This window comes from Chryseosolibacter indicum, assembly GCF_018598585.1.
In the GTDB taxonomy this organism is placed as follows: domain Bacteria; phylum Bacteroidota; class Bacteroidia; order Cytophagales; family Cyclobacteriaceae; genus Chryseosolibacter; species Chryseosolibacter indicus.
In genome coordinates, this window is sequence record NZ_JAHESD010000002.1 from 166,498 (window position 1) to 193,011 (window position 26,514).

Annotated in this window: 15 protein-coding genes; 11 read left to right on the plus strand and 4 right to left on the minus strand. The window is 40.5% G+C overall.

The window, feature by feature from the left end; all coding sequences use genetic code 11:
- Window positions 1-236 precede the first annotated feature (236 nt).
- The 6 genes from KK060_RS01505 (at window position 237) to KK060_RS01530 (ending at window position 8,119) form a co-directional block, all read left to right on the plus strand.
- A complete protein-coding gene (locus KK060_RS01505; RefSeq protein ID WP_254151632.1) occupies window positions 237-2,489 on the plus strand; it encodes an HYR domain-containing protein in 2,253 nt (750 codons plus the stop codon).
- Window positions 2,486-3,421: a PorP/SprF family type IX secretion system membrane protein gene (locus KK060_RS01510; protein WP_254151633.1), complete on the plus strand. Its 936-nt coding sequence runs from the start codon at window positions 2,486-2,488 to the stop codon at window positions 3,419-3,421. Before KK060_RS01505 ends, KK060_RS01510 begins: the two co-directional genes overlap by 4 nt.
- Before the next feature lies 1 nt (window position 3,422).
- Window positions 3,423-4,358: a tetratricopeptide repeat protein gene (locus tag KK060_RS01515; protein WP_254151634.1), complete on the plus strand. Its 936-nt coding sequence runs from the start codon at window positions 3,423-3,425 to the stop codon at window positions 4,356-4,358.
- Between the two features lie 314 nt (window positions 4,359-4,672).
- Window positions 4,673-5,179 (plus strand): DUF4468 domain-containing protein, encoded by a 507-nt coding sequence (locus tag KK060_RS01520; RefSeq protein ID WP_254151635.1) that lies wholly within the window; start codon window positions 4,673-4,675, stop codon window positions 5,177-5,179.
- A gap of 437 nt (window positions 5,180-5,616) precedes the next feature.
- On the plus strand, window positions 5,617-6,588 hold the full coding sequence (locus KK060_RS01525) for a lysophospholipid acyltransferase family protein (protein ID WP_254151636.1): 972 nt from the start codon (window positions 5,617-5,619) through the stop codon (window positions 6,586-6,588).
- 463 nt (window positions 6,589-7,051) lie between these two features.
- Window positions 7,052-8,119 carry a calcium:cation antiporter gene (locus KK060_RS01530; RefSeq protein ID WP_254151637.1) on the plus strand — a complete coding sequence of 356 codons (1,068 nt, stop codon included), beginning with the start codon at window positions 7,052-7,054 and terminating at the stop codon, window positions 8,117-8,119.
- Between the two features lie 225 nt (window positions 8,120-8,344).
- Here the strand turns inward: KK060_RS01530 and KK060_RS01535 are convergent, their stop codons facing one another.
- A complete protein-coding gene (locus KK060_RS01535) occupies window positions 8,345-11,290 on the minus strand; it encodes an ELWxxDGT repeat protein (RefSeq protein ID WP_254151638.1) in 2,946 nt (981 codons plus the stop codon).
- Window positions 11,291-11,623: 333 nt separating this feature from the next.
- Between KK060_RS01535 and KK060_RS01540 the strand changes: the two genes are divergently transcribed.
- From KK060_RS01540 to KK060_RS01550, 3 genes are read left to right on the plus strand one after another with little or no spacing between them, the layout of a single operon-like run.
- Window positions 11,624-12,355, plus strand: coding sequence for an ImuA family protein (locus tag KK060_RS01540; RefSeq protein WP_254151639.1), 732 nt, complete (start codon window positions 11,624-11,626; stop codon window positions 12,353-12,355).
- 3 nt (window positions 12,356-12,358) lie between these two features.
- Complete coding sequence (locus KK060_RS01545; RefSeq protein WP_254151640.1) at window positions 12,359-13,852, plus strand: Y-family DNA polymerase; 1,494 nt, start codon at window positions 12,359-12,361, stop codon at window positions 13,850-13,852.
- Between the two features lie 15 nt (window positions 13,853-13,867).
- The gene (locus KK060_RS01550) at window positions 13,868-17,071 is read left to right on the plus strand and encodes an error-prone DNA polymerase (RefSeq protein WP_254151641.1); all 3,204 of its coding nucleotides are present in this window, start codon (window positions 13,868-13,870) and stop codon (window positions 17,069-17,071) included.
- 39 nt (window positions 17,072-17,110) lie between these two features.
- Here KK060_RS01550 and KK060_RS01555 read toward each other — a convergent pair whose 3' ends face one another.
- The 3 genes from KK060_RS01555 to KK060_RS01565 all read right to left on the minus strand — a co-directional run bounded on the left by KK060_RS01555 (window position 17,111) and on the right by KK060_RS01565 (window position 21,705).
- The gene (locus tag KK060_RS01555) at window positions 17,111-17,863 is read right to left on the minus strand and encodes an SDR family NAD(P)-dependent oxidoreductase (RefSeq protein WP_254151642.1); all 753 of its coding nucleotides are present in this window, start codon (window positions 17,861-17,863) and stop codon (window positions 17,111-17,113) included.
- 8 nt (window positions 17,864-17,871) lie between these two features.
- Window positions 17,872-18,279, minus strand: a complete 408-nt coding sequence (locus tag KK060_RS01560) for a (R)-mandelonitrile lyase (RefSeq protein ID WP_254151643.1) — start codon at window positions 18,277-18,279, stop codon at window positions 17,872-17,874.
- Between the two features lie 729 nt (window positions 18,280-19,008).
- Window positions 19,009-21,705: a T9SS type A sorting domain-containing protein gene (locus KK060_RS01565; RefSeq protein WP_254151644.1), complete on the minus strand. Its 2,697-nt coding sequence runs from the start codon at window positions 21,703-21,705 to the stop codon at window positions 19,009-19,011.
- A gap of 376 nt (window positions 21,706-22,081) precedes the next feature.
- Here KK060_RS01565 and KK060_RS01570 point away from each other — a divergent pair, with 376 nt between their 5' ends.
- Both KK060_RS01570 and KK060_RS01575 read left to right on the plus strand, forming a co-directional pair.
- The gene (locus KK060_RS01570; RefSeq protein WP_254151645.1) at window positions 22,082-23,071 is read left to right on the plus strand and encodes a FecR family protein; all 990 of its coding nucleotides are present in this window, start codon (window positions 22,082-22,084) and stop codon (window positions 23,069-23,071) included.
- A 22-nt stretch (window positions 23,072-23,093) separates the two neighbouring features.
- Entirely contained in the window at window positions 23,094-26,492 is a 3,399-nt protein-coding gene (locus tag KK060_RS01575) for a TonB-dependent receptor (RefSeq protein ID WP_254151646.1), read from the plus strand.
- Window positions 26,493-26,514: the final 22 nt, after the last annotated feature.

Sequence of the window (26,514 nt, forward strand, 5' to 3'; positions counted from 1 at the left end):
GCCGCCTATTTCGATACTCAAATCCACCTTTCTAAGCAACTTTATAGTAGAATCAGTCTTTTTAGCCCACTTAAAGCCGCTTTATCGCTTTCTCCAGTTCATTACGGCCGCTGGCGCGATTTTTTTATCCTAACCAACAGTAGAAGTGGTGAAATTGGTGTCTTTACTAAGATCCGATTTCTAGTGATAGCGAGAACCCCCGTCTTTCTGGTTAAAAATAGCCGAAGGATCTTTATATGTTATCAGAACGAAACAGAATCATAAGGCACCAATTATTGAAAGCCATAAACAAGGTTTTCAAATTACCTTGTTTATGGTTCTTATCAGTTGTTGAACTACGCACCTACGTTGCAACTGCTCTTCTAGTAACTATCATTTCATCTTACACTTACGGTCAAACTTGCAATGATTGTCCTGCTTCTTCTCAATGCCGCCCCTGTCAGGGAAATTTTATAAGTATAACATTAAGATATAATGGGATAATACCTGCCTGGATTGCTGCGTCAGATGGAGAAGAAGGAATCTTTTGGGATTTTGTGCGCCCAGGAGAAACATTTACAGTTAAGGGAAGTGCTCCTGGAAATCGGTTTGAAAGAAACAGGCTGACAATAACTGTAGCAGGTATTTTAGAAACGTCGATTCTTACTTCTTGCGAGGGAAATCTTTTCATTGGGCTCCTGTTAAACAGGTTTACCGTTGTAGCTGCAGAAAGCGCACTGGGCGGAAAATTATGTTGCCGCGCTGGAGATGTTGATACTACTAACCCTCAGATAACAAATTGTCCGCCTACTGTTGAAGTAGATATAAACCCAGGTGAATGTACCAAAGCAGTTACCTGGAATGTGCCTACGGCTACCGATAATTGCTCTGTTGCAAGTTTCGTCAGCAACTACCAGCCAGGATTTAAATTTGGAATAGGCACGACAAAAGTTACTTATACAGCAAAGGACCTCTCCGGAAATACTACTACCTGTTCCTTTGATGTAAGAGTGAGAGATAAAACAAGTCCAGTATTCTCTTTTTGCCCGGGTAACATTACCCTAAGAGCCAATGAGAAGGGTGAAGCTGTTGCCACGTGGTCACTTCCTACCGCTACAGACAATTGTAGTGCAGTAACACTTTCAAGTATACATAAACCAGGCGATGTATTTAAGATAGGCAAAACAGAAGTCGTTTATACTGCCAAGGACAATAGTGGTAATGCTTCTACCTGCAAATTTAATGTTGTAGTTGAAGATCAATCACCTCCTGTAATCACAAAGTGTCCTTCCAACATAACCTTGGTAGCAAATACGAGTTGCAATGCTATTGCTACATGGCTAGCGCCAACAGCAAATGATAATTCAGGAAGCGTTACCCTTACAAGTTCTCATAAATCCGGAAATAGTTTTCCAATTGGCAGAACAGAAGTAACATACACTGCTACAGATTTGTCCGGTAACAGTTCTACGTGCAGCTTTTTTATAGATGTTAGTAACGGGAATAAACCTGTAATAACAGGATGTCCTGGCACTATCACTATTGCGTCAGGAGAGTCAGGTAAAGCTGTGGTTCAATGGATAGAACCAGTAGCAACTTTACGATGCGGCATTCCTTCTGTGGTAAGTACGCATAAGCCACGTGATGTTTTTGAAATAGGCAGTACGGAAGTAACGTATACTGCGAAAGATGATAAAGGCAATTCAGCTGTTTGTAAGTTCATTGTTAAAGTAGAGGATAAAACAGGTCCAGCATTCACTAACTGTCCTGGTGCCCTTGTAGCAAGAGCAGATGATGGTTGTAATGTACGAGTATTTTGGGACCCACTTGTTGCAACAGATCATTCAGGTTTAATCAATATCACAAGCACACATAAACCAGGAGACGTTTTTCCAATTGGAAAAACAGAGGTGACGTATAAAGCCATAGATCGATTTGGTAATGCAAGTTTATGCAAGTTTGAAGTGACTGTCATGGATGAGAACTTGCCCGAGATAACAGGATGTCCTTCAGATATATCCGCTAAAGCAGATTACACAGGAAAAGTTGATGTTGAATGGACGGAGCCAACGGCAACTACACCGTGTGGTAATGTAAACTTAATCGCATCTCATTTACCAGGTAGTTCTTTTTCTATTGGTACAACAAGAGTTGAATATTTAGCTACAACAGCCAACGGAGCAGTAGCAAGTTGTAGGTTCAATGTTGTAGTCTCGTATGATGACATTGATTTTGATATTGGCAAGGTCATAACACCTGATGGTGATGGAATCAATGATACTTGGTTCTTGAAGAACATCGAAAAGTACAAAGAGAACAAAGTGATTATAGTAGACAGATGGGGAAGTGAGATCTTTAATGCCTCAGGGTACAATAATGAGAATATTGTTTGGAACGGTGAAAACAAAGCGGGAGTCGGTGTACCAACCGGAACCTACTTCTACACCATATCGGTAAAGCTGGGGCCGAACATGATAGATAAGCGTGGTTTTATAGAACTGATCCGATGACGAAATCTCTACCTTCTTTTACAATAGTGCGAAACACTTCAATGGTGGTAATGCTCATGGGCCTTACCATTATAAAAGGATTCAGTCAGCAGAACATACAGTTCACACAATACATGTTTAATGGCCATGTTATCAACCCGGCATATGCCGGAGCTGATGAAGCTTTAAGTCTAACTTTCGTTCAGCGAAGTCAATGGTCAGCGATAGAAGGTGCTCCATCAACACAAACCTTAACAGGGCATACTTTGTTTAATAATAAGCACGTGGGTCTTGGCCTCACATTAGTTAATGATAAAATAGGGGTGCATAAAAATTTTACAGCTCTTACAAGTTACGCCTATCATTTAAGTGTCAGCCATAAGGCGCAAGTTTCGTTAGGGGTACAAGGCGGACTAAAAAGCATGAGGTCAGACTATGGCTCTTTAAACGCAAGCAATGATCCTCGTGTAGCCGATGCATCCATTTCCAAAACATATCCTGATCTTGGCTTTGGCATTTACTATAGAAGTCCCACCATTCATGCTGGCTTATCCGTTCCGCAAATTATTCAAGAGAAATATGCTCTTAACGATTCTCTTTCAATAAACATAAGTAAAACCAACATACTATTCTTCTCTAAATACAGGATACCGCTGAACGAAAACCTTGAAGTAGAACCAGGAATATTACTCAAGTATTTTGCGGGCGTTCCTCTTTCATTTGATCTCAATGCAAATTTGATTTATCGCCAGGTATTTGTTACAGGGCTGTCGTATAGAAATAAAGAATCTTTCGACTTTTTATTAAAAGCAAAGGTTTCTGAACAACTTCAAATAGGCTATGCTTACGATTATCCTATTAATGCAGTATCAAGAATAGGAAATGGATCACATGAATTAATGATCAATTATCAGTTCCGCTATACACAAAGAAACGTAACCTCACCGCGATAAAATGAAGAAGTTTTCTGTAACACTGGTACTAATAACTTTTGTCATGTATAGTGTGACAAATGCACAGGAAACAGTTTTTATGTTGTTTAAAAGCGACACGAAAACTGCAGATGAGCAGTTTGATAAAGGAAACTACTACGAAGCATTGCGTAGTTATCAAAAGGTATTGAATAAGAATAGTAATGCAAATGAAGTCAAGCTAAAGCTTGCACGATGCTATTATCTCCTTAAAAAATACAATGAGTCTGTCGAAACCCTTCATACAATTTCCGAAGACGTAAATCAATTACCTGCAAGCGACATATTTCTCTATGCCGAAGCCCAAACTTCACTTGGTAATTATGAGAAGGCAATTGAAGCATATCGAAAGTATTTGATAAAATCACCCGGCGATGACCACGCACTTAAAAAGATATGGCGTCTAAAAAATATAAAGTTTCTATATGAAGATTCATTAATGTATGCTGTAAGGCCTGTTCCATTTAACTCTGTTTATAGTGAAATGTGCCCGTTTGTGAATAATAATCAGTTAATATTTGTCTCAAACAGAAAGGGAGTTCAGCCCGTTAGAAAGGTTGACGCAACATCCAATTCCTATTTCTATAAAATGTTTTCAACATCTTTACTAGCTGATACTATCTTGTACTCAGGCACATACCAGTACAGCAAGCCAATAAGTTTTGGAAGGGAGATAAGCTCCTCGTTTCATGACGGACCCACATCCTTTTATAACAATGGCAAGTCAATAGTATTCTCCTCGACATCTAAAAATATCAACACTTCCGGGGAAAGAACCATTCAACTTTTCTTTGCTGAGTACATTATTCCCCCTTTCTTTAAGAATCAGAGCAGACGCTTTATTTACTCAAAGCAGGGTAGTTACGGAAAAGAATTATGTTCTGGTCAGAAGTGGTTTCGATTACCCTTACACTTTTAAAAACTTAAGCGTGTATGTGGGAGCCGATCTGTTTGGAGGATTCTTCCAGCAAGCTACAGATAAAACTATTACTCAGTATCAAATAGGTCTTTGTCCCCTTATCGGAATAAAAAGTTTTTACCTAGCCAACCGGATTAGCATAGGATTAGAAACAGGACCCCGATTTGGAAAGGTAATACGTCATCATGATGTCATTTCCCAACAATGGGAGAACAAGGCTATTGACAACTTTTTTCTTTACTTCTCTTGCCATATATAAATATTGAAAGATTATGAGAAGCACATTTCGTCTTTTTGCATTTATACTAATTCAAATGCCACTTATTGCAGATGCGCAATTATTGCAATGGGAAGAACGTAATGGCAAAGTTCAGGCTCAAAAAATATTTGAAGTCAGCGGGCAACAAGCACATAATATATATATAAAAGTTAACTACTGGCTTATTGAAGTGTATAATAGCCCTGAGGAAATTCTTAAAGCGAGATTGGAAAATGAATTCTTAAAGGGAGAAGTTTATCATCCAAACGTTTTTAAATTAGATAACCTTGATAATGCTGGGTTGAGGTACACTTTCACTTTGGATATTAAAGATGAAAAAGTACGCTTTACTATATCCAATGTGCACATTTTACATTCCTATGCACACGAGACAGATGATGATCATTTGCTTGAATTTTATATTAAAAAATTAAGCAAGGGGAAAGATACCACTGCACGCAAAGTTGTAGAGTCGGTAAACTTATTTGCCGATTCATTACTAAAATCTTTTGAAACCCACCTTTTTTCAAACAACTACTATGTCACGAAAGAAGATTGGTAGTAGAATCAGATTGGCAGGCTACCTCCTAATAATAACTTAATTGATTGGGGACAGTTCAACACTCCTGAAGCTTAACTTATCCTCAACTGCCATATTATTTAACTTCAATTTAACGTTTCGTTAATTATTAACCGTTTTAGGTCGTGCTCGTTTCCTAAATACTTCTACCTAATGGAAGTGGCTTCGTTCTAATGCTCGCCACGTTCTCCCTGGTTTAGCATCGACACCATTTTTAAGGTCACATCTTTTCAATTACGATGGCGATAGGTCAAGCGTGGCATAAGATTGTTCGAAGTATTAATAGCATTTGTAATTATCAGGTTCTTATGGCAGCACTATTGATAATTCAACCGTTACTTGATAGCTGAATGATCTATCAGGTATTTATTACACGTCCCCTTTCCCGATATCGGGAATGTTTACCTCAATTAAAGTCTATGTTCAATTCAATTAAACTATCAAAATCAACAAGACGAAAACTTAAATACGCCTTGCTTTACAGATTTGTTTTGGTAGTTATTCGTCTCTCTAATCTCCTTCCTTTAAGAGTATGGCTTTCGATTAGCGGTGGGGTTGGAAGACTTGTTTACTTCCTGTCGCCTCGCCTAAAAAGACAAGTGGTGCAACATCTTTCTTTAGCATTTAAAAAAGAAATGTCACCTGAAAAAATTAAGAAACTGTCGGAGCAGGCAATTGAAATGTTAGGTAAGAATGCTGGTTCTGTTATTCGAAACTTTACTTTAAAGGGTAGTGAAGACTTTTATAAGCGTACGAAAATTAAAGGACAACAATATGCTGAAGAGGCATTTGATAGTAGACGAGGGGTTATTTTCCTCACTGCTCATTTAGGGCCTTTTGAGAGCATTGCCACCGATCTTTCGTTGCGCGGCTTTCACCCTTACATTGTCGGTACACCCTTAAAGGATCGGAATCTGAACACGCTTCTTATGGAAAGCAGAACCAAGTTTGGTGCAACACTCATCGAACGCGGAAAAGATACTTTTCGTATCATGAAAAATATTTCAAATGGAGGCACAATGGCAATTTTAATTGACCAGGACACCAGGGTTAAAAGTGTATTTGTGAAGTTTTTCGGTATAGAATGTTCTACTCCTGTAGGTGCGACATTGATAGCCTTAAGAACAGGAGCGGCCGTAATTCCTGTTTTTGCCCGTCTTAATAAGAACGGTACACAGGAGATTAATTATTACCCGGAAATTGAACTCGAAAGAACAGGAGACGAGGAAAATGATCTTATTACCAATACCCAACGATTTACAATGGTTATTGAAAACGAGATTAGAAAGTATCCGGAACAGTGGGTATGGATGCACGAACGTTGGAAAACAAAAAATAATGCAGTTAAGAAAGTAGTTAAACCTGTTGAGACAGCAATGGCTGATTATTAATTTGGTTACTGATATTTGATCCCAATTGAATCGGTGTTACATTATTGCTTCTAAAGATTTAACTATACCTTGAAACGTGCGGCACTATCTATTGAGATTACAGCCAGTCGAACAAGTTGATTTTTATCCTTGCTCATTACCTTGAAAGGAGAAATAAATAGAGCAACTGATATCAAGTTCAAAAAAATATAGACACTTAAAGCCTTTCATAAATAGTATTAGTCTTTCTGAGGTTTCACCTGTAAGTATGAAATAATCAAATTACAATGCTAACAATGACTGTGGTTCTTTGTACGCCCTGATACCAGTAATACTGCAAAGTACTTATTTTAAGATCAGAACTGTTGCTTTACGTTTAGTTATTTGTTTTAAGCCCTGACGGGATGCCTTAGTAATTCTCTCTTTAAAATTCTATATGGGAAATATTTTTAGTTAATTGATTTCTTAACATAAACGATGTTAGATGAGGCTATTACTACAATGGACAACTATAATTCCCTTGCTTGCCTGGGCTGCTTTCTTCTCTGGTTTTGTTAATCACAATGCAATATTTCAATTTCTCACAAGCGTTCTGCTGATCTTTAGTGTTATGTCGGCCGTACACCACTCTGAAATTATTGCTCATCGGGTGGGAGAGCCTTATGGTACCATTATTCTTGCTGTTGCTGTTACAACCATTGAAGTGTCGATTATCATTTCGCTTATGGTGTCCGGAGGAAATGAAGCTAATTCAGTGGCGAGAGACACAGTTTTTTCTGCAACCATGTTAATACTCAACGGAATTGTAGGGTTGTGTCTTTTCATTGGTGGTTTAAAATTTTATGAACAGCGGTTTTCCAAACACTCCGCTTCTATAGGTCTGGTTTCAATAGTAGCCATTGTGATTTTAACGATGGTGTTTCCATCATTTACTACAAGCATCAAAGGACCATACTATTCAAACCCACAATTGATCTTTGTGTCCATTAGCTGTTTAATAATTTACGCCGTTTTTTTACTTGCACAGACCCGAAGACACCGTGAGTACTTTCTTACAAAAGACGATAGTGAAACAGACAATCATGTTAAGATCACAAACACTGTATTGGTATTGAGTCTGATATTTTTACTTGTTAGTCTTGGAATTGTTGTACTCCTTGCCAAGACACTTTCATCTGCAATTGAAGGAATTATTATAAGTTATAATCTACCCAAAACATTAGTAGGAATTATAATCGCGGCAGTAATTCTTTTGCCAGAGGGAATAGCTGCAATTATTGCAGCAAGAAATAACAAATTACAAACCAGTCTTAATCTTGCCCTGGGATCAGCTCTTGCAAGTATTGGGCTCACAATTCCATGTGTGGCTATTGTAAGTATTGTTTTTGATTTGAAAGTCATATTAGGTTTAGATATTAAATCAATCATTCTTCTGGGGCTTTCCGTTTTTACTGTGATGCTGTCATTGGCGAGCGGAAGGACCAACATTGTATATGGTGTGGTTCTGTTGGTTAACTTATTCGCCTTTATATTTTTGGTGATATTCCCTTAGCAGATATGAATTATATAGAATAGTACCGTATTTTGTGATTTCATTCGAGAATCAGAGGAGTAAAAGCTAAATAAATAATTACAATAAAGATGTAATAAGCCTGCAACACATGTATGTTAGTAGTAGTATTTGCTGCTATAAAATGCATCCATTTGAAACATGTAGTTGCAGGCTTATAATATTAGATCGCAGTAACAAAGTCTAAGCAAAGCTTAGTACCTCAGCTCATTTTTTAATAATTCTAACTGTTGAGATGTTGCTTCCCGCTATAACTTTAAGTAAATACACACCAGAAGGAAGTTGAATGCCAATATCATACTTCTCGTTATAACGCAGGTTACTATAGCTTTCTCTTACATTACCATAGTAATCGGTGATACTTACGTCAAATGTTGAATTTGGAGGCCCATCAATATTTAGGGTAGAGCTAAGTGTAAATGGATTTGGATAGTTAGTAATAATGTGTTGGCTCGGTGAATTCATGTCCTTTTGCGCTACATATACCTCCTCATCAAGACATGGTCCAGGTATTGCACTTTCATCCAATGAAAATAACTCTCTGCCCAATCGTGGATCAGTTGAGGTTAAATAAATTGTATTATCCAACATTGTAAGATTTTGTGGTGAGCCACTTGTCAATATAGGAAAGGTTCCACATGTTGTGCCGTCAGTTCTCCAAAGGTTATTCTGAGGTGTATTATTTACAGAACCTGTAAAATATATCATATTACCTTTTCTTGTGATGTCAGAAAATCTTGTGAGGTTATCAATAGGGTTCAGAATGGCAACTGTTCCTTCAGAAGTACCATTGGTCTTCCAAAGAGCGCCAGGGAGAAATGTACTCCTTACATAAGACGTAGCTACAATAAGATCTTCGCCTGTTCTTCCGAGTAAGTACATGCTGTAAATACGGGCTCCTTCTGGTGTATCGAATGTAGCTACTTCTACTGTGCCAGCTTCTGTTCCATCCGATTTCCATAATTGATTATCCGACTGAAAATATAAGGTGTCTTCAAGACTGGTAAGACCATTTGGATTAATATCCTTGACTCTGAAAGTGCCACTTTCTGTTCCATCACTCCTCCATAATTCATAATCTCCTGTATAAGCTACAAAGTACAAGATGTTTTTAACATTGATTAATTGAGAAGGCGCACTTGGTTCAAGGGGATTAGGATTAATTTTTTTGACCATTACTGTGCCAGCGGAAGTACCATCACTTTTCCAAAGTTCTTCGCCGACTTCAGGATCTGTTAATGCAGAAAAGAAAAGTGTACCATTTACATTGGTCAACCAGATAGGAGGTGCACCCACTTCATTGAAAGATCGAATATATTCAGTGCTTTCAATAGTTCCTGTTGTTTTCCAAAGCTGTGCTTCACGCGGAAATTCCTGCCCGGCAATCATCGGAACTTCAATTGAGAAAAATAATGTTCCATTAACATCTTCCAGGTCTCCTATATAATCACCTCCACCTTTATTGATATCTGTTACCCAGGTTGTTTCATCATTGATAAGGTTCGTCCGCCAGAGTTTAATATCTAATGTAAGGGAGTCAGTATCGATAGAGTTGGCCCAATAGTAGAGGTAATTTCCAGATTGCGTGAGGTATTGGACATTATCTTCAAACCGGTGGACAAGACTTGTACCATTCAATGTGCCGTCACTTTTCCATAAACCATAAGTAAATCCATCAAAGGCACTGAAATACATCATACCGTTTGCGACAATAAAATTCTCGGGATTACTATCGCGTGTACTAAAGAGTAATTGGTTAATACGTTGGTGGGTTGATCCGTTTGTTCGCCATAGGCTTCCATTTATAACATAGTAAAGGAAATTGCCAGAAGATGTTAAATGCGTGAGGCTGTAGTATCCGTTCGAATCGCTAATAACGGATTTTAAGCTTTCAGGGGTGGCGTCAATACCGAAGATGTGAACAGTGTTAAGCTGGGTTGCCCACGAGGCAAGAAAATGCATTGACCCTTTAAATCCTGTAAGATCAGGATAGCCAGTGAGACGCATTTGGTTATGGTTTGTTAAACTCATGGTTCCATTTTCTGTTCCATCGCTTATCCATAAATCATAATTGGAAGTTGCTACAAAGTAAAGTTTGTTATTATAGCTGGTGAGATAATTAAGATATTGGGGGCTTCGGGAGCCAGGAACAATATCTTTTACTAATTGGGTACCCGCAGCTGTTCCATCACTCTTCCAAAGTTCAACGCCATGGGCAGCGTCTTTTCCTGTAAAATACAATACACCGTTAACATGAGTTAGTTGTGTTGGCTCTGTCATATCATCAACAGGTGTATGTAATGGAGTCCCGCTGTTTTCTCCAACTTTTGCTACCATCATTGTTCCTTGTGCAGTACCATCACTCACCCAGAGGCGTCTAAAAAAGGATTCATCATATGCCACAAAGAATAATTTGCCTTCAATGTTGATCAGGTCCCTGGGATGACTGCTCACTCTGTGCTGGGGACGAATGTCTTTCATCATCCGAGTTCCTTCTGTAGTGCCATCCGTTATCCATATCTCATATCCATGCTGCCCATCATTTGTAACGAAGTATAGCAGACCGTTCATGTTGGTAAGACTAGATGGGTTGCTGCTGCCAACAACCCGCATGATATCCATTACGATAGATGTTCCCTGAGTTGTTCCATCAGATTTCCAGAGCTCACGACCTCTTGAACCATCATGTGCTGAAAAGAAAACTAATCCGTTGCTATACGTGAAAAGGGAGGGATCACTTCCATTTATTCCTGGATTAATATCCTTAACCATTACAGTACCATTGGAAGTGCCATCGGTTTTCCATACCTCATTTCCGTGAATACCATCATTCGCAGAAAAATATAAGATGCCATTCATACTTGACAGGTTGCTTATAAAGTCAAGCTCCTTCAGCATGATTGCTGTTGAATCAGGTTGTTTGATTACCCAAAGTTGTCTGCTCTTCAGGACAAAGTATAAGTCACCATTTACATCTGTCCAACCGGAGTAGTCGTTGAATGTTAATGGTTCGCCAGTTGCATTAATATCCTTAACAAGTTTAAGTACCTCTGTATTTACTTGTCCGTACAGAGTCATGAAAGATGCAGATGAAAGTCCGCTCAGCAGAAAAAATATTCTGATAAGAGACGTGAAATGTACATGTTTTCTCATGGTAGTAGTATTTAAGATTTTACATCTACCAGTGGGATTAAGGAGGGAATGGAGAGCCCAATGAGAGGGCTGTTGATGATGCTACTAATTTACCAGTCTCTTTTGGTTTTGTGAAGATTAATTTGACTAAAGTTAAACAGGCAATGGATCGGCGAAACTTCTTACATTCCTGTGCCGCTAATTACAGTTTTCAACTGTTATGTATCTTTCTATTATTAAGGTATTTACAAATCCAAAAGACATAGAATTAATGTTTTAACAACTAAATATATTAGTTTATTTGGCTAATTTAATTAGTATAAACTACCTTTGCTTCCGGAAGCGGGGGTTATTATGATTTTGAATAGAAAAGCAGATATTCTAACTGAGCTACAATCAGATATTCTTCGGTTACAGGGATTTCGTACAGTTAATAATGGTTTACTTGATGCTGATTTGGGAGTAATAAAGCAAGCTTTTCCAAATGCATCCTTTCCGTTGTCTTGTATACATGAGTTTATTACATCGCAGCAGGAACATCGTGCCGCAACAAATGGCTTTCTTTCAGGATTACTTTCTTCATTGCTAGGCGTGGATGGTGTATTACTTTGGATCGGTACCTCACGTTATCTCTTTCCTCCATCGCTTCCAGCTTTTAATCTTTCTCCGGAGCGTATCATCTTCATTGATGTTTCAAAACAAAGAGATGTGCATTGGGTAATGGAAGAAGCGCTAAAGTGTAAAGCACTTACTGCTGTAGTTGCAGAAGTGAAGGAAATAAGTTTTATAGAATCCCGACGTTTTCAGCTTGCAGCAGAGCAAAATAAGGTAACTGGTTTTCTTCTTTGTCATCAAACAAAAAAGATAAGTGCAACTGCATGCGCATCGCGATGGAAGGTCTCTCCATTACCGAGTGAAACAATTGATGATTTACCTGGTGTAGGTAGTCCTAAATGGCATGTTGAACTTATGAAAGTGAGAAATGGCAAGCCTCAAAGCTGGGATATCCAATGGGTTGATGGAAAATTTGTACCAATCTATAAAACAGTATCATTATTTACTGAACAAAACCAAAAAGCAGGATGAGAGATGGGGCGTTTTGTTTCAATATGGTTCCGCTATTTACGCACGGACTGGTTTTCTCTCCGACAACCTGAATTAAAGAAATTGCCATTTGTTCTTCGCTCTCCTTCCCGGGGACGAATGATTATTACGGCAGCAAATTCTGTAGCAGCACAGCAAGGCTTACATTGCGAAATGGCAGTTGCCGATGCAAAGGCTTTAGTGCCCGAATTACAAGTACAGGATGATATACCAGATCTTACTGATAAGTTACTCCGACGGCTTGCAGAATGGTGTATCCGTTTTACACCACTTGTAGCTATCGATCCTCCTGATGGCCTTTTGTTTGATGCAACAGGCTGTTCGCATCTTTGGGGTGGTGATGACAAATACATTGAAGACATTACGAGAAAGCTGCAAGCACGTGGTTATGATGTGCGTATAGCAATGGCAGATACAGTAGGGATTGCGTGGGGTGTTGCCCGTTTTGGAAATGGTTCATTGATTATTGAAAGTGGGATAACAATAGATGCGTTGGTAAATCTACCACCTGAAGCTTTGCGCCTAGAAGCAGATGTTACTGAACGTTTGCATAAATTAGGACTACATACCATTCGTCAATTTATTCGCATGCCACGTACTTCATTAAGAAGGCGTTTTGGTCAGCATTTTTTGCAGCGTTTGGATAAGGCCCTGGGGAGCGAAATAGAAATACTTAGTCCTGTTCATCCAGTGGAGTTGTACCAGGAAAGATTGCCTTGCTTTGATCCGGTAGCAACATCTACAGGTATTGAGATGGCATTGAAAGAATTACTTACCAAGCTTTGCTTTCGTCTTCAACGTGGACAGAAGGGACTTCGGAAAGCTATTTTTAAAGGTTATCGTATAGATGGAAAAGTAGAGAAGGTTGAAGTTGGGACCAATCGACCGTCACACCATGTTGAACATCTTCTTAAACTGTTTCAAATTAATTTAGGAACAATTGAACCATCTTTAGGTATTGAACTATTTGTTTTGGAGGCTCCGATCATAGAAGAGTACTTGCCGCAGCAGGAGCAGATGTGGAATGAATCGGGTGGGCTTGAGGACATTCGTTTATCTGAATTGCTTGACAGGTTAGCTGTAAGAATTGGTGCACATGTTATTCACCGTTATCTTCCTGATGAACATTATTGGCCAGAGCGTTCTGTAAAACTTGCCACCTCACTCCAGGAAAAGCCAAGCACTCAATGGCCTATTAAACCGAGGCCTGTGCAATTATTGCCTAAGCCTGAACCTATTGAAGTTACGGCACCTATTCCTGACTACCCACCTATGTTATTTCGCTATAAAGACAAGGTGCATATGATTAGCAAAGCTGATGGACCAGAACGCATTGAACAAGAGTGGTGGTTGCAGCAAGGCCAACATCGTGATTATTATCGTGTAGAGGATGAGGAGGGACGCCGGTATTGGATATTCAGGTTAGGACATTACCATGACAAAATTTATCAATGGTTCCTGCATGGATTTTTTGCGTAGGGAGAAATGAGCAGCATGAATTATATTGAATTACAAGTTACATCCAACTTCAGTTTTTTACGAGGGGCATCGCATCCGCAAGAATTTGTTGAGCAAGCAAAAGCCTATGGCTATTCAGCAATTGCTATCACAGATCGGAATACATTTGCCGGTATTGTACGTGCACATGTTGAAGCTAAAAAGCAAGGCATCAGAATAATTCCAGCGTGCAGACTAGATCTTCTTGACGGCCCAAGTTTACTTGTTTTTCCTACCAATAAAGATGCATATGCCCGTATATCAGCCTTGCTTACCACCGGGAACCTGAGAACTGAAAAAGGAAAATGTGATCTCTATAAATCAGACGTTTATCAACATGCCAGGGGATCGAAGTTTATAGTTATACCACCTGTAAATCTCAATGCTGCGTTTGATTTTGAAGATGAATTCAAGAAAGAACTGAAGGAATATAAAGATACTCTGGGCGAGCATTTATATATAGCAGCATCCCGCTCTTATTCCGGTGATGATGCAAAGAAGCTACATCGTATCTCGCAATTATCTCAGCAACTGGTGATGCCTATGGTTGCTACAAATGATGTGCATTATCATCACCCCATGCGAAGGGAGCTGCAAGACATTGTAACCTGTGTACGGGAGAAGTGTACTATACACAATGCAGGCTTCAGGTTGTATGCTAATGCAGAACGTTATTTAAAACCAATTGAAGAAATGAACCGCTTGTTCAGGCAATATCCTGATGCTATTTATCAAACACAGGTAATAGCAGAAGCATGTTCGTTTGCATTGGACGAGTTGCAATACTGTTATCCTGAGGAGCTTACTACTGAAGGGCGAAGCCCCCAAGATGAACTTGCTTTCTTAACCAAACAAGGAGCAGAACAAATGTATGGCAAGGATATTCCTGAAAAAGTGAAGGCAAATATTGAGCACGAGTTATCCTTCATTGAGAAAATGAATTATGCGGCTTATTTCCTTACTGTATATGATATTGTTCGTTATGCACGTGATCAGAAAATATTATGTCAGGGCAGGGGTTCAGCGGCCAATTCCACTGTATGTTATTGTTTGGGGATAACCTCTGTTGATCCGTCAAAATTTGACTTATTATTTGAGCGCTTTATTTCTTCTGCCCGAAATGAGCCACCCGATATTGATGTTGACTTTGAGCATGAAAGGAGGGAAGAAGTAATGCAGTATATCTATAATAAGTACGGGCGTGATCGTGCTGCAGTTGTTGCTACTGTTACACAACAACATCATAAAGGGGCCATCAGAGATGTAGGTAAAGCCATGGGGTTATCAGCTGATATCATAAGTCGTTTGTCTGGTTTGATATGGGATTTTTCAGAGGAGGGATTTGACAGGAACAGAATTATCAGCCAGGGTATTAACCCGGATGATCCTACAATCAGGAAAGTACTTGAGCTGACAAATCAATTCATTGGTTTCCCTCGCCAGTTAGGGCAACATACAGGAGGTTTTGTAATTACACAAGGCAAGCTATCAGATCTTTGTCCTATTCTGAATGCACGTATGAAAGATCGCACCAATATTGAATGGAATAAAGATGATATTGATGCGTTGCATTTTCTTAAAATTGATGTGCTGGCCCTAGGCATGCTCACTTGTATACGTAAAGCTTTTGATCTGGCTAAAGCCCACTATAACCTTGATCTTACACTTGCTAATATTCCACAGGATGACCCGCAGGTTTATAAAATGGTGAGTCATGCTGATACTATTGGGGTTTTCCAGATCGAGAGCCGCGCGCAGCAATCTATGTTGCCCAGATTGCAGCCCAAGGAGTTTTATGATCTTGTAATTGAAGTTGCCATTGTGAGGCCTGGTCCTATACAAGGAGATATGGTGCATCCTTATTTGCGAAGACGTAATGGGCAAGAACCTGTTGAGTATCCCTCAAAGGAGTTGGAAGAAATATTAAGTCGCACCCTGGGTGTGCCCTTGTTTCAGGAGCAGGCTATGAAGATTGCTATTGTTGCAGCAGGATTTACTCCAGCCGAGGCTGATGCGCTTCGTAGGAGTATGGCTACATTTAAAGTAAAAGGGCAGGTGTCACACTTTGAACAGAAGCTTATTAATGGCATGGTGAAAAACGGTTATAAGCTTGAGTATGCACAACGAGTATTCAGACAACTTGAAGGGTTTGGAAGTTATGGTTTCCCTGAGAGCCATGCGGTGAGCTTTGCTCTTCTTGTATACGTTTCTTCCTGGATCAAGTGTTATTACCCGGATGTATTTGCTTGTGCCTTACTTAACAGTATGCCTATGGGTTTTTACCAACCAGCACAGATCATTATAGATGCACGCAAACATGGTGTTGAAGTAAGGCCGGTGGATGTTAACCATTCTTATTGGGATAATAACCTGGAAGAGAAATCAGGAGAATTTCATGCGCTTCGCTTAGGTTTTCGACAGGTTAAAGGTTTGAGGGAAGAGGAAATGAAGTTACTGGTCAATGCCAGGAAGGATGGCTTTGGTTCTATAGCAGAACTTCGCAGAAAGACAGGACTTACAGATACCGTACTTGAAAAACTTGCTGATGCAGATGCATTTCAGTCAGTAGGGCATGATAGAAGAAAAGCATTATGGGAAGTTTCGGTACAGGATTACCGTAATGATCTGTTTGCGGGGCAACACATTCATGAGCATGGAGTGAAGCTGCCGGAGATGACCTTACCTGAGCATGTGGTTCAGGATTATGCAGCAACATCGTTGTCGCTGAAAGCTCACCCGGTAGGGCTTATACGAAGTCAGCTTGATCAATTGAATATTCTCTCCGCATCAGCCCTTGCTACAAGGAAAAACGGTGATCTTGTTAAGGTAGCAGGTTTAATTCTTGTACGACAAAGACCAGGAACAGCAAAAGGCATCTGCTTTATTACAATAGAAGATGAAACAGGCACCGCTAACTTAGTTGTATTCCATCAGTTGTTTGATCAATATCGAAAGGAGATCATTCAATCCAGACTGCTTATGGTAGAAGGACAGCTTCAGATTGAAGGTGAAGTGATTCATGTGATTGTGAAGCGTTGCTATAATTACTCGAGGTTATTACAACGCCTCACATCCGCGAAAGCGGAACTTTCATTAAAACCTACTTCCAGATCAGATGAAACTACATCACCTTTCCTCTCAAAAAAAGAAAGTGAGGTTGTACAAGGGCATATATTCCCTAAGGGAAGGAATTTTAAATAGATTGTCAGGTAAAAAGCCACGAGTGCCGTGTAAATTCATTCATGATCGTAAACCTTGACTATAAGGGAAGGAAACTCCTGTTATCATCTTACAAGTCTCTAAAAACTTTTCCTGAAGCGTTATGTCATCGGCCATCGGGTTGTGACGTCTTTCCTTTTGATGATGAAAGTATCTACCGCTTACCTTAGTGTTGATGTCATCACTTGTTGCGAGCCAGACTTGTGTTTCATACCCTTTTTGAAGATCGTCAGGCGCACCTTTACCACCCATCCTGGTAGGAACCCATCCCGGATCCATAGCGTTAGCATAGACGTCAGGCCATTTACGGGCAATTACCTTGGCAAGCATTAACACATGAAGTTTAGAGTCTGAATAACTTAAGTGGTTTGTATTGATTTTAAATTCTTCAAGATTTGGCTTACCTTGCAGATGCAAGCTTGAGCTGAGGTAGATTAAACGCTTAGGCTTATGGATCAAACAAGTAAGGATGTAAGGGGCTAAGGTGTTAACAGCGAAAATTGTTTTCGAGGCAACCTGGTAAACTCCTGCATTGTGAATGATCGCATCAAATGCTCCGGAGTTATTTACTTCATGTGCAAGCATCTTCGTTTCTTCTATATCAGATAAGTCTGCTGTGAAAACAGTTTCAGCTCCTGGTACATTGTCAATAGCCTGCTTGCCACGTTCAGGATTGCGTGCATGAAGTACTACGTTGTGTCCTTGATTTACGAGTGATTTTGCAGCAAGTAGTCCAAGACCATCAGCAGAGCCTGTTATAAATATTCTCGCCATATCGCATGTTAGTTTGAAGTTCTACCTGAATATTGTTCGTCAGTAACTTTCTCCATCCAGGTAACAACTTTACCGTTTAATTGTTCCTGGATTGCGATATGAATCATGGCTACTTTAGGAGAGGCTCCGTGCCAATGCTTTTCATCAGGCTCAAACCACACTACATCTCCAGGTCGGATCTCTTCAATAGGGCCACCTTCGCGTTGTACCCAACCCAGTCCTGACACAACAATGAGTGTTTGTCCCAATGGATGCGTATGCCAGGCTGTTCGTGACCCTGCCTCAAAAGTTACTGTTGATGCCGCAGCCCTTCTGGATTCATTGGGTTGAAATAAGGGGTCTATACGTACTGTACCTGTAAACCAGTCTTCCGGTCCTTTTGTTGATGGTTGAGAGCCAATTCTTATAATCTCCATGGTTTTATTTTTAGGCTAAATAGCGTATTTCTTACTATAGAACATGATCGTGCCAAACGTTTATAGCTTCCTTGCTTTAATAATTTCTTGAAACGCTTAATGAATAAAATGTAGCTCTGGTATCAGAAGTTAGAAATTGAGGCAGTGGATGATGGAGTGCCTGCCTTGACCAGATACCAACGTGTAATTATTACTGTAAGAGATCATAAGTAGGGAATATCCTTTTCTTTCCTGGTATGGGCTCTTTATTGTCATCCTGAAGCTATTATTGAGCCTTAGTAATCTTTAATTGTTTTAAAAGCCCGAAGTGCCGTATTAAAGGGCCTTTTCCCCCAATCCATTATTGCCTATAAACAGCTGAGTTTCCTTTTCTGGCTCTCTTGATTAACCCTATCTGTCTTATTGTCGGTATTAATGGACAGTTTGTCTTACTGATCTCTTAATCCTTATGAAAAGAGATACTATGGGCATGAGCAGAATTTAACGTTTAGACAAGCCTTTTAGGATAGTCAAAGTCGAGGCATACTCGAAGCATACTCGAAGCATCCTCGAGGCATCCTTAAGGCATCATGGGGAGAAATAATAATTTTATGGCTGTGAAACAGGGGGGAAGGTTGGGGAGAGAGAGGGGAATTAATGGGACTTGGCGGAAGTCTTCGGTAGCAACTGAAGAAGTAATATTCCCGTCCTGACGGAGTGGTGCAGGACGGGAAACTAAGAGGTGTGTATTTATTCTTTAATAAATCTTAACACGGTGTTTTTCTCATCTTCTATTTTGAGCATGTATACGCCGGGCTTAAGCGGTGTGACGTCAACTGAAGGTTGATCCTGGGTAAGGGTGCTTTTGTTCAGCATTAACTCTCCCTGCAAGTTATAGATACCTACCTGCACATGATCACCCACACCAGTTACAAGCAACTCGCTGGAAGCAGGGACCGGGTGGATTGAAACCTGACTTTTTCTGTCTTTGGGTTTTGCATTTTCCGAAGTTAACTGGGTAGCAAGATTTCCAAATAATTCAACTTCTGCCAGTTGAAGGGTGGACCCGTTGTTGTTGGTCATGTTAAACCTATAATGGGTATAGCTCGTGCTGTTTTCGAAGGTAAAGGTTCGGGTTTGAAACCTCCTAGGAAAATCCTGGTTAGTCCGGCTATCCAACGTAGTCCAGGTAGTTCCGTTATTCGATCCTTGTAAAGTCCAGTTAAGGGGATCGCGTTCCGGGTGATCGTTGGCTGATGTGATGGTATAACTTTTCACCACGTAAGGCGAAGGAGCCTGGTACTGTAACCATGCAGAAGGATGGAATGTCAGGTACTTGGTGTTCGTCTGGTTGTCGATCAGATTGGTATATTCTTCACCTCTTGGAGAACCTGTTTGATATTGCGCATTTACTGTTCCTCCAAGATTCGTAATATCCTGGGTTGCAAGAACGGGTTCAACGGGGAGGCCATTCGCTTCACGGATAAGCTGGAAAATATGATCAGGACGTACTACCACATAGTCGTCATTGAGGGAGTTCGCTACGTTTTTAAAGTTAGTGGGTTTCACATCATTCCAGGGTTGTGCCTGTATGATAATGAAGCGTGGCTCAGTGCCATCCCATCCTTGTGATGCTGAAGCGATATGCTCAATCATGGCTTGTTCCTGTGTACAGTAGTTACAGGCCAGCGCCATGCCCGGAAGACTTCCGTTGTAAATGGTGAGTCCTCCACCTGTATTTTGCGCTGTGACACCAAGCAATGATGGGGCGTATGTGGCAAATGCTTCTCCGACATTTTGATCAATCCCCCCTGTAATAGTGTTCCAAATGGTTACAACTCTGAAGCCGGCGCGTTTGTTATATTCCTCTGTTTTCGAAACGAATTGGTTTAATAGGTTTTGACTAGGCCAATCGTTTGGATAGGCATAACCGTAACCTGAAGGGCCCGAGATTAAGTTGTCGTTATTGGTAGCGGTTTGCCAGAAGTAATTTAAGGCTCCGGGCATGGCATCAACCATGGCAGGTGAGAGTGTCCATCCGATGGGTACAGAACCACGATCAGGATTACTCCAGAGCTTACGCATGAGGTGCTCTATAAACTGCAGGTTATCGCCATCACTTAAAATAAAAGCAACGTAGAGTTTATTTTGTAGTGCTGGCCTAGGAGGTATAGGCTTAGGATTTATTGTGCGAGGCATACCGCTATGCATCGTCAGGTTTGAGCACCAGTCACTGGCAATGGTGGCAATGCCATAGGTTGAAGCACGTTGCACACCGGGCTGCTCTTCAGGCCACCAGCCCATGTAGTTGGCTCCTGCAGGCATAGAGGATAAGAATTTGTTTAGCAATTCACTCTCGCCCGGAACATCAGGGTTAAGCCATATTACGGCAGCACCCAACGCTGTGGCATACTCGCGCAAGGCAGCTTTGTGAATGTCAGGGTTTAACCCTATTAATAGGCGATGGTCGAGGCTTGGCCAATATGTATCATACAGTGTTTGATACACCTGTAGCTTACTGGTGAACTGACCACGCAGATCAAGCAATACAGGTAAGTTGTATGGCGCCGCAGTCAGACGTGATAGCAAGGTAGGAGACGCAATGAGTGCACCCTGATTTTTGGCAAGCATGGTGGCGAGGTTTACTGTATGGATCTGATCAGGATCATATACGATCAGGCCTGCTATCTCACTGCGGTATTTAGTAATAAGATCCCATTTATCAGCAGGCTCTGTCCAAGCCAGGTTTAACGACTGAAGCCATGTGTAAGGACCTTCAGCAAAGGCATCACCTTCATAGGAAAATATGCGGGGTTGCGTTTTGTTTACTATGCCTTTTAAGGAAGCAAATAAATAGAGCTCGTCAGATGAGTTTTGAGACACGCCAACCCAATCTACTTTAGTATATGATGTTCCATGCCAGAATACACGCAGCTCTATAGACTGATTGGCTGCGGGCATGTTAAAAGGCAATGTAAAATTTACATAATCTCCAGCAATGCGGAATTGTTGGCGGGTAATGGTTTGAGAGGCAAGTGTTGCACCAGTGGTAGCGTTGCGTACATCGATATCTACTACAGGGTCGTTATTTGCAGTGTTGTTGTCAACTTTCATACGGAACTCAGCCACATTAGGTCCTGCAGGTATGCCTGTGTCATAGGGTCCATAAATCATGTGATCATTGGGTGCATCAATGCCTACCTGGCAAAGCCATCCGTCAGATTCGGGCCTCCCTGTTTTGTGACCCAGCTGATTGCCTTCGCCCTCCCATCGTCTAGATGTCTCCCGTAGCGTAATATGATCCTGTGTTTGGGCAGGAGCGGGAAAGGAAGGAAGCAGCTGTCCTGCAGGCCAGTTTATCTGTGCCTCCGACGACAGCGCCAGGAATTGAAGCAATGCAAATAACAACATTGCGTGTTTTTTAAGAGAGCTAAAGTTTTTAGTCATAACATAAAGGTTTTGGTTGTTAATTATTCCTTTGCTATGGGGTTATGCTGTGCACAAGCTGTGAAGCTCATGTAAAAACTAACGTGTGGGATTTAATACTGATAATTGTTCTTTAGAACTTACTCAATACGGTAGAGACTGCGTTGAATTTGTGCTTTTAGTATAATGGCTTAAAGTTGAAGATTTATTGTAAACTTTCAAGTAGCTGAACGATAATAAAAAGTTGTGTTAAAACGCACACACTAATATTAAATGTGGAAACACTGATGATCAGGAGTTCAAAAAAAAATCTTTACGCCTTGTAAGTAGTTTTTTCTTTATTCCGGTCTTTACGTCATGAGCCTCCAGTTTGACTGGATGCATGAACCTAATATCAATGGAGAACGAAAGATACTTGTGGCTTGTCACGAAAAGCATTAAGGGTGAGATTACGCCGGAGGAGGAAGCAGAATTGAAGGAGATTTTAAAGGATTCGCCAGAGGTCCAGGAGCGTTATAGTGTCATAGAAAAATTCTGGAAACAGGAAGTATACTATAATCAGTCATCCGATTCAGAGGAGGCACTAAAGAAAGTATTAGCGAAAATAAATGAACGTAATCCGGTGGTTAAGACCAGAAGGCTATCTTTCATAAGGATCGCTGCCGCCGCTGTAGTCGTTCTCGCCATTGGTATTGGCTTGTATTCTTACACCTTGTTTTCCTATAAGCCTGCACAGCTCATGGAAAAGTATAGTGGTAAAGGATCAAGGTCGATGATTACTCTCACCGATGGAAGTCGTGTTTGGTTAAATTCGGATTCCAGGATCAGTTATCCTAAAACTTTTGCTGGTGATTCACGAGAGGTGTTTCTTACAGGAGAGGCATTCTTTAATGTTGCAGCCGATCCGGAAAAGCCATTCTATATTCATTTAAGTGATGCTTCTATTAAGGTAGTTGGTACTTCCTTTAATGTAAAAGCTTACTCCAACGAAGAAAAAATACAAACTTCTGTAGTTTCTGGCAAAGTTGCATTTATGCCGAAGGCTCACCATTCACAGCAGTATCTTGATACCTTACTCTTAACTAAGAGTGATAAAGTTACTTACTCGGCGCTTTCAGGGGAGATACAGACAGAAGTAACAAACACACTTGATGATAAAGCATGGATTAACGGAAAGCTGATTTATAAGTCAGAGACACTTGAATCAATTAGCAGACAGCTTGAGCGGAGTTTTGGAAAGAAAGTTCTTATTAAAGATCCTAAAATAGCGAAACATGAATTTACGGCGACTTTTGAAGACTCCTCTTTGAATGAAATCATGTATTACTTATCACTGACCAGTCAGTTTAAATATACTATTACAGATTCTACATTGGTAATCTATTAACATAAACACTAAACCTAAGTGTATGGTAAAACCTCTACAGTCATTTATTTCGAAATTAGCGCCACCAGGTCTTATGCTGCTTTGCCTGATAGTTTTTTTAGGTTACGAGGGAAATGCCAGCATTTACTCTTCTCAGAATGGAAGCGCCAAGAAAAACATCTCTATTGATGTGAAGGACGAACCCCTGAGCACGGTAATGGACCGCATTGAAAAACTGAGTGGATACTCCTTTATTTATTCCAATAGTGCTATTGATGTTTCGAAGAGAATAACATTTCAGGTGAAGAACCAGAATTTGGAGAATACGCTGCGAAGATTATTTCTCCCGCTTGGTGTTTCGTTTAGTGTTGTAAAGGATAAAATTATTCTTAAGGCACCAGCAACCTCACATATTGATGTTCCTGCAAAATATACTACAGCATACCCGATAATAGGGCAGGTGCGGGATGAATTGGGAGAAGGACTTCCAGGTGTAACAGTGATTGTAAAGGGAACAACCATGGGCACATCGACAGATGCTAATGGTAAGTATACTATCAATGTGAACGATACACTTGATGCGGTTCTTATATTCTCGTTTATAGGATATAGCACGTTAGAGATTCCTGTTCGGGGAAGAACGGAAATTAGTGTATCCATGAAGCCTTCTGTTGAATCGCTTGCAGAAGTAGTGGTTGTGGGTTATGCAACCCAAAAAAGAATTAATCTCACAGGTTCTGTAAGTACGATAGAGGAAGAAGCGTTAGAAAGCAAACCCGTTACTACGGTAGTACAGGCACTTCAGGGAACAGCCCCTAATTTAATTATCCAACAACAGAGTAGTGAGCCAGGCGCTCAGTTAAATATTAATATAAGGGGTATAGGAACGTTAGGTGATAATTCCCCGCTGATTGTTATTGATGGTATACCTTCCAATGCGGGTGTTTTGAGTTCAATAAACCCGAACGATATTGAAAGTATTTCTGTGTTAAAAGATGCGGCCTCATCAGCGATCTATGGATCACGATCTGCTAATGGGGTTTTGCTGGTGACAACGAAGCAGGGAAGCTTAAGTACGAAACCCGTTGTCACCTATAACGGTATTTATGGTTTTCAAGCGCCGACATTTACTCAGAAGCCTGTAAGCGCTTATGAGTTTGCCATGCTCAAGAACGAAGCACTAGTTAATTCAGGACAAGCACCACAATTCAGTCCTGATGATCTTACCCGTATCCATAATGCAAAACCAAATGCTTGGTACATGGATGAGATATTCAAAGACAAGGCTGCGCAGCAAAGCCATAATTTGAGTGTTAGTGGTGGTTCAGAAAATACGACGTATCTTATTTCATTGGGCCGTATGAATCAGTCCAGCAGTTTTGTCGGTCCAAACTATGGTTATGAAAGAACTAACGCCAGGACCAATATAACGACCAGGATCAATGATAGGCTAAAGGCAGGTATTATGCTTGCGTATACAAACAATCACATTAAGGAGCACGCGCATACTACAGAATTTATTGTAGCAGATGCCAGCCGAATTCCCAGGTTATATCCTATTAAAGATTCTGTAGGAAATTATAACATAGCGCCAACATCTTCCTCTAATCCGTTGGCTAAACTAGAGAAGGGTGGAATACGCACGCACGACAATGATAATTTTTCCGGGAATATTTTCGCCGAGCTCAACATTTTGAAGGACTTAAAAATCAGGGGGGTCTTTGGAGGAAGTCTTTGGAATTATCAGACATACGAGTTTAGAAAGGCAATTAATTATCTTCCATACATTGGTGGTGATGGTCAGAATTTCATCAAAGACTATAATTCAAAAACCTTACAAACCAATGCACAACTTGTAGCTGACTATAAAGTAACATTTAACGACCATGCTATTGGTGTTCTTGGTGGTTACTCCAGTGAGGGCTATACAGAAAATAACAATCAAATCAGGAAGCTTAACGTTGACAACGAGTTTGGTTTTTCTACGTCTGAAACCGAAATCGATTCCAGGGAGTCTTATAACAGAAGGGGAACACCATGGACTTTAAATTCTTTTTTCGGAAGGGTGAATTATAACTTCAGAGAGAAGTACTTGTTTGAAGCAAACTTCCGATATGATGGCTCATCACGCTTTGCTAAAGGTAACCGCTGGGGATTTTTCCCTTCCGTATCAGCGGGATGGAGGTTGACTGAGGAAGAGTTTCTCTCTTCGATAAAGAGTTTTGCAAATGTTAAAGTAAGAGCTTCCTGGGGGAAGTTAGGCAATCAGAATATCGATCCGTTTCAATACACAAGTAATATCAGGAATCTGCCAGATAATTTAGAATATGGTAATAGTGGTAATTACGGGTTCAACAATAATAGCGTCGCCGGTGCCTATTTCAGTTCTTCCAATCCTGATATAACATGGGAGACATCAACAATGATAGACGTGGGAGCAGAGATAGATCTTCTCGATGGTGCGTTGTTATTCAGCTATGACTATTTCAAGAAAAGAACAGAGGACATATTATTGGATCTTGCCGTTCCAGGTGCTTATGGTGCAGATGCACCTGTAGTAAATGCGGCTGTAGTTGATAATGAAGGTTGGGAGATGTCACTAACCTACAATCGCAAAGGTGCAGTTCTCAATCATAGAATCACTGCTAACCTTGCGGATAACTTGAATGCTGTTGTAGATGTAAAAGGGAAGGAGACAATAGAAGGTGGCGACAGAGCGGTGATCATACGAGAGGGTTTTCCTATTAAGTCGTACTATGGGTACAGATCTGAAGGATTATATCAGAACCTGACTGAAATTGAAGAAGGTCCTAAACCAGGATTTGTAGCCAATGGAGCCGTTTCTCCTGGAGATATTCGATATGTTGACAAGAATGCAGATGGTGTTATTAATGAACGAGATCGATTTGTAATCGGCAATCCTTTTCCCCGTTATACATTTGGACTTACTTACGGATTAACCTGGAAGAACTTCGATTTTTCGTTCTTTATTCAAGGCGTTGGGAAAAGAAATTTATACCTGCGTGGTGAGTCTGTTGAGGCGTTCCATAACAATTGGGAAAATGTTTATGAGCAACACCTCGACCGGTGGACACCTACCAACCCTGATGCTACTTATCCGCGCCTTACCATTGGTACCGCGTCTACAAACAACAATGCCGGCTCTGACTATTGGTTGTTAAATGCGGCTTATGCACGCCTGAAGAATGTTCAAATTGGTTACTCGCTTCCCAATAGCCTTGCAAACAAAATCGGGTTGAACAATCTGCGTGTTTACCTCACAGGTCAGAATTTGCTTACGGTTACTGAAATGAACAATGGCTATGATCCGGAGATTTCGGAATTCAATAGCAGTCTTGCTACTTCTGATGGTAAGGTGAACAGTGGGCGGGTATACCCCAATCTAAAAGTTTACGCACTTGGTGTAGACATAAGTTTTTAATCCATAATAAGATAAAGAAACA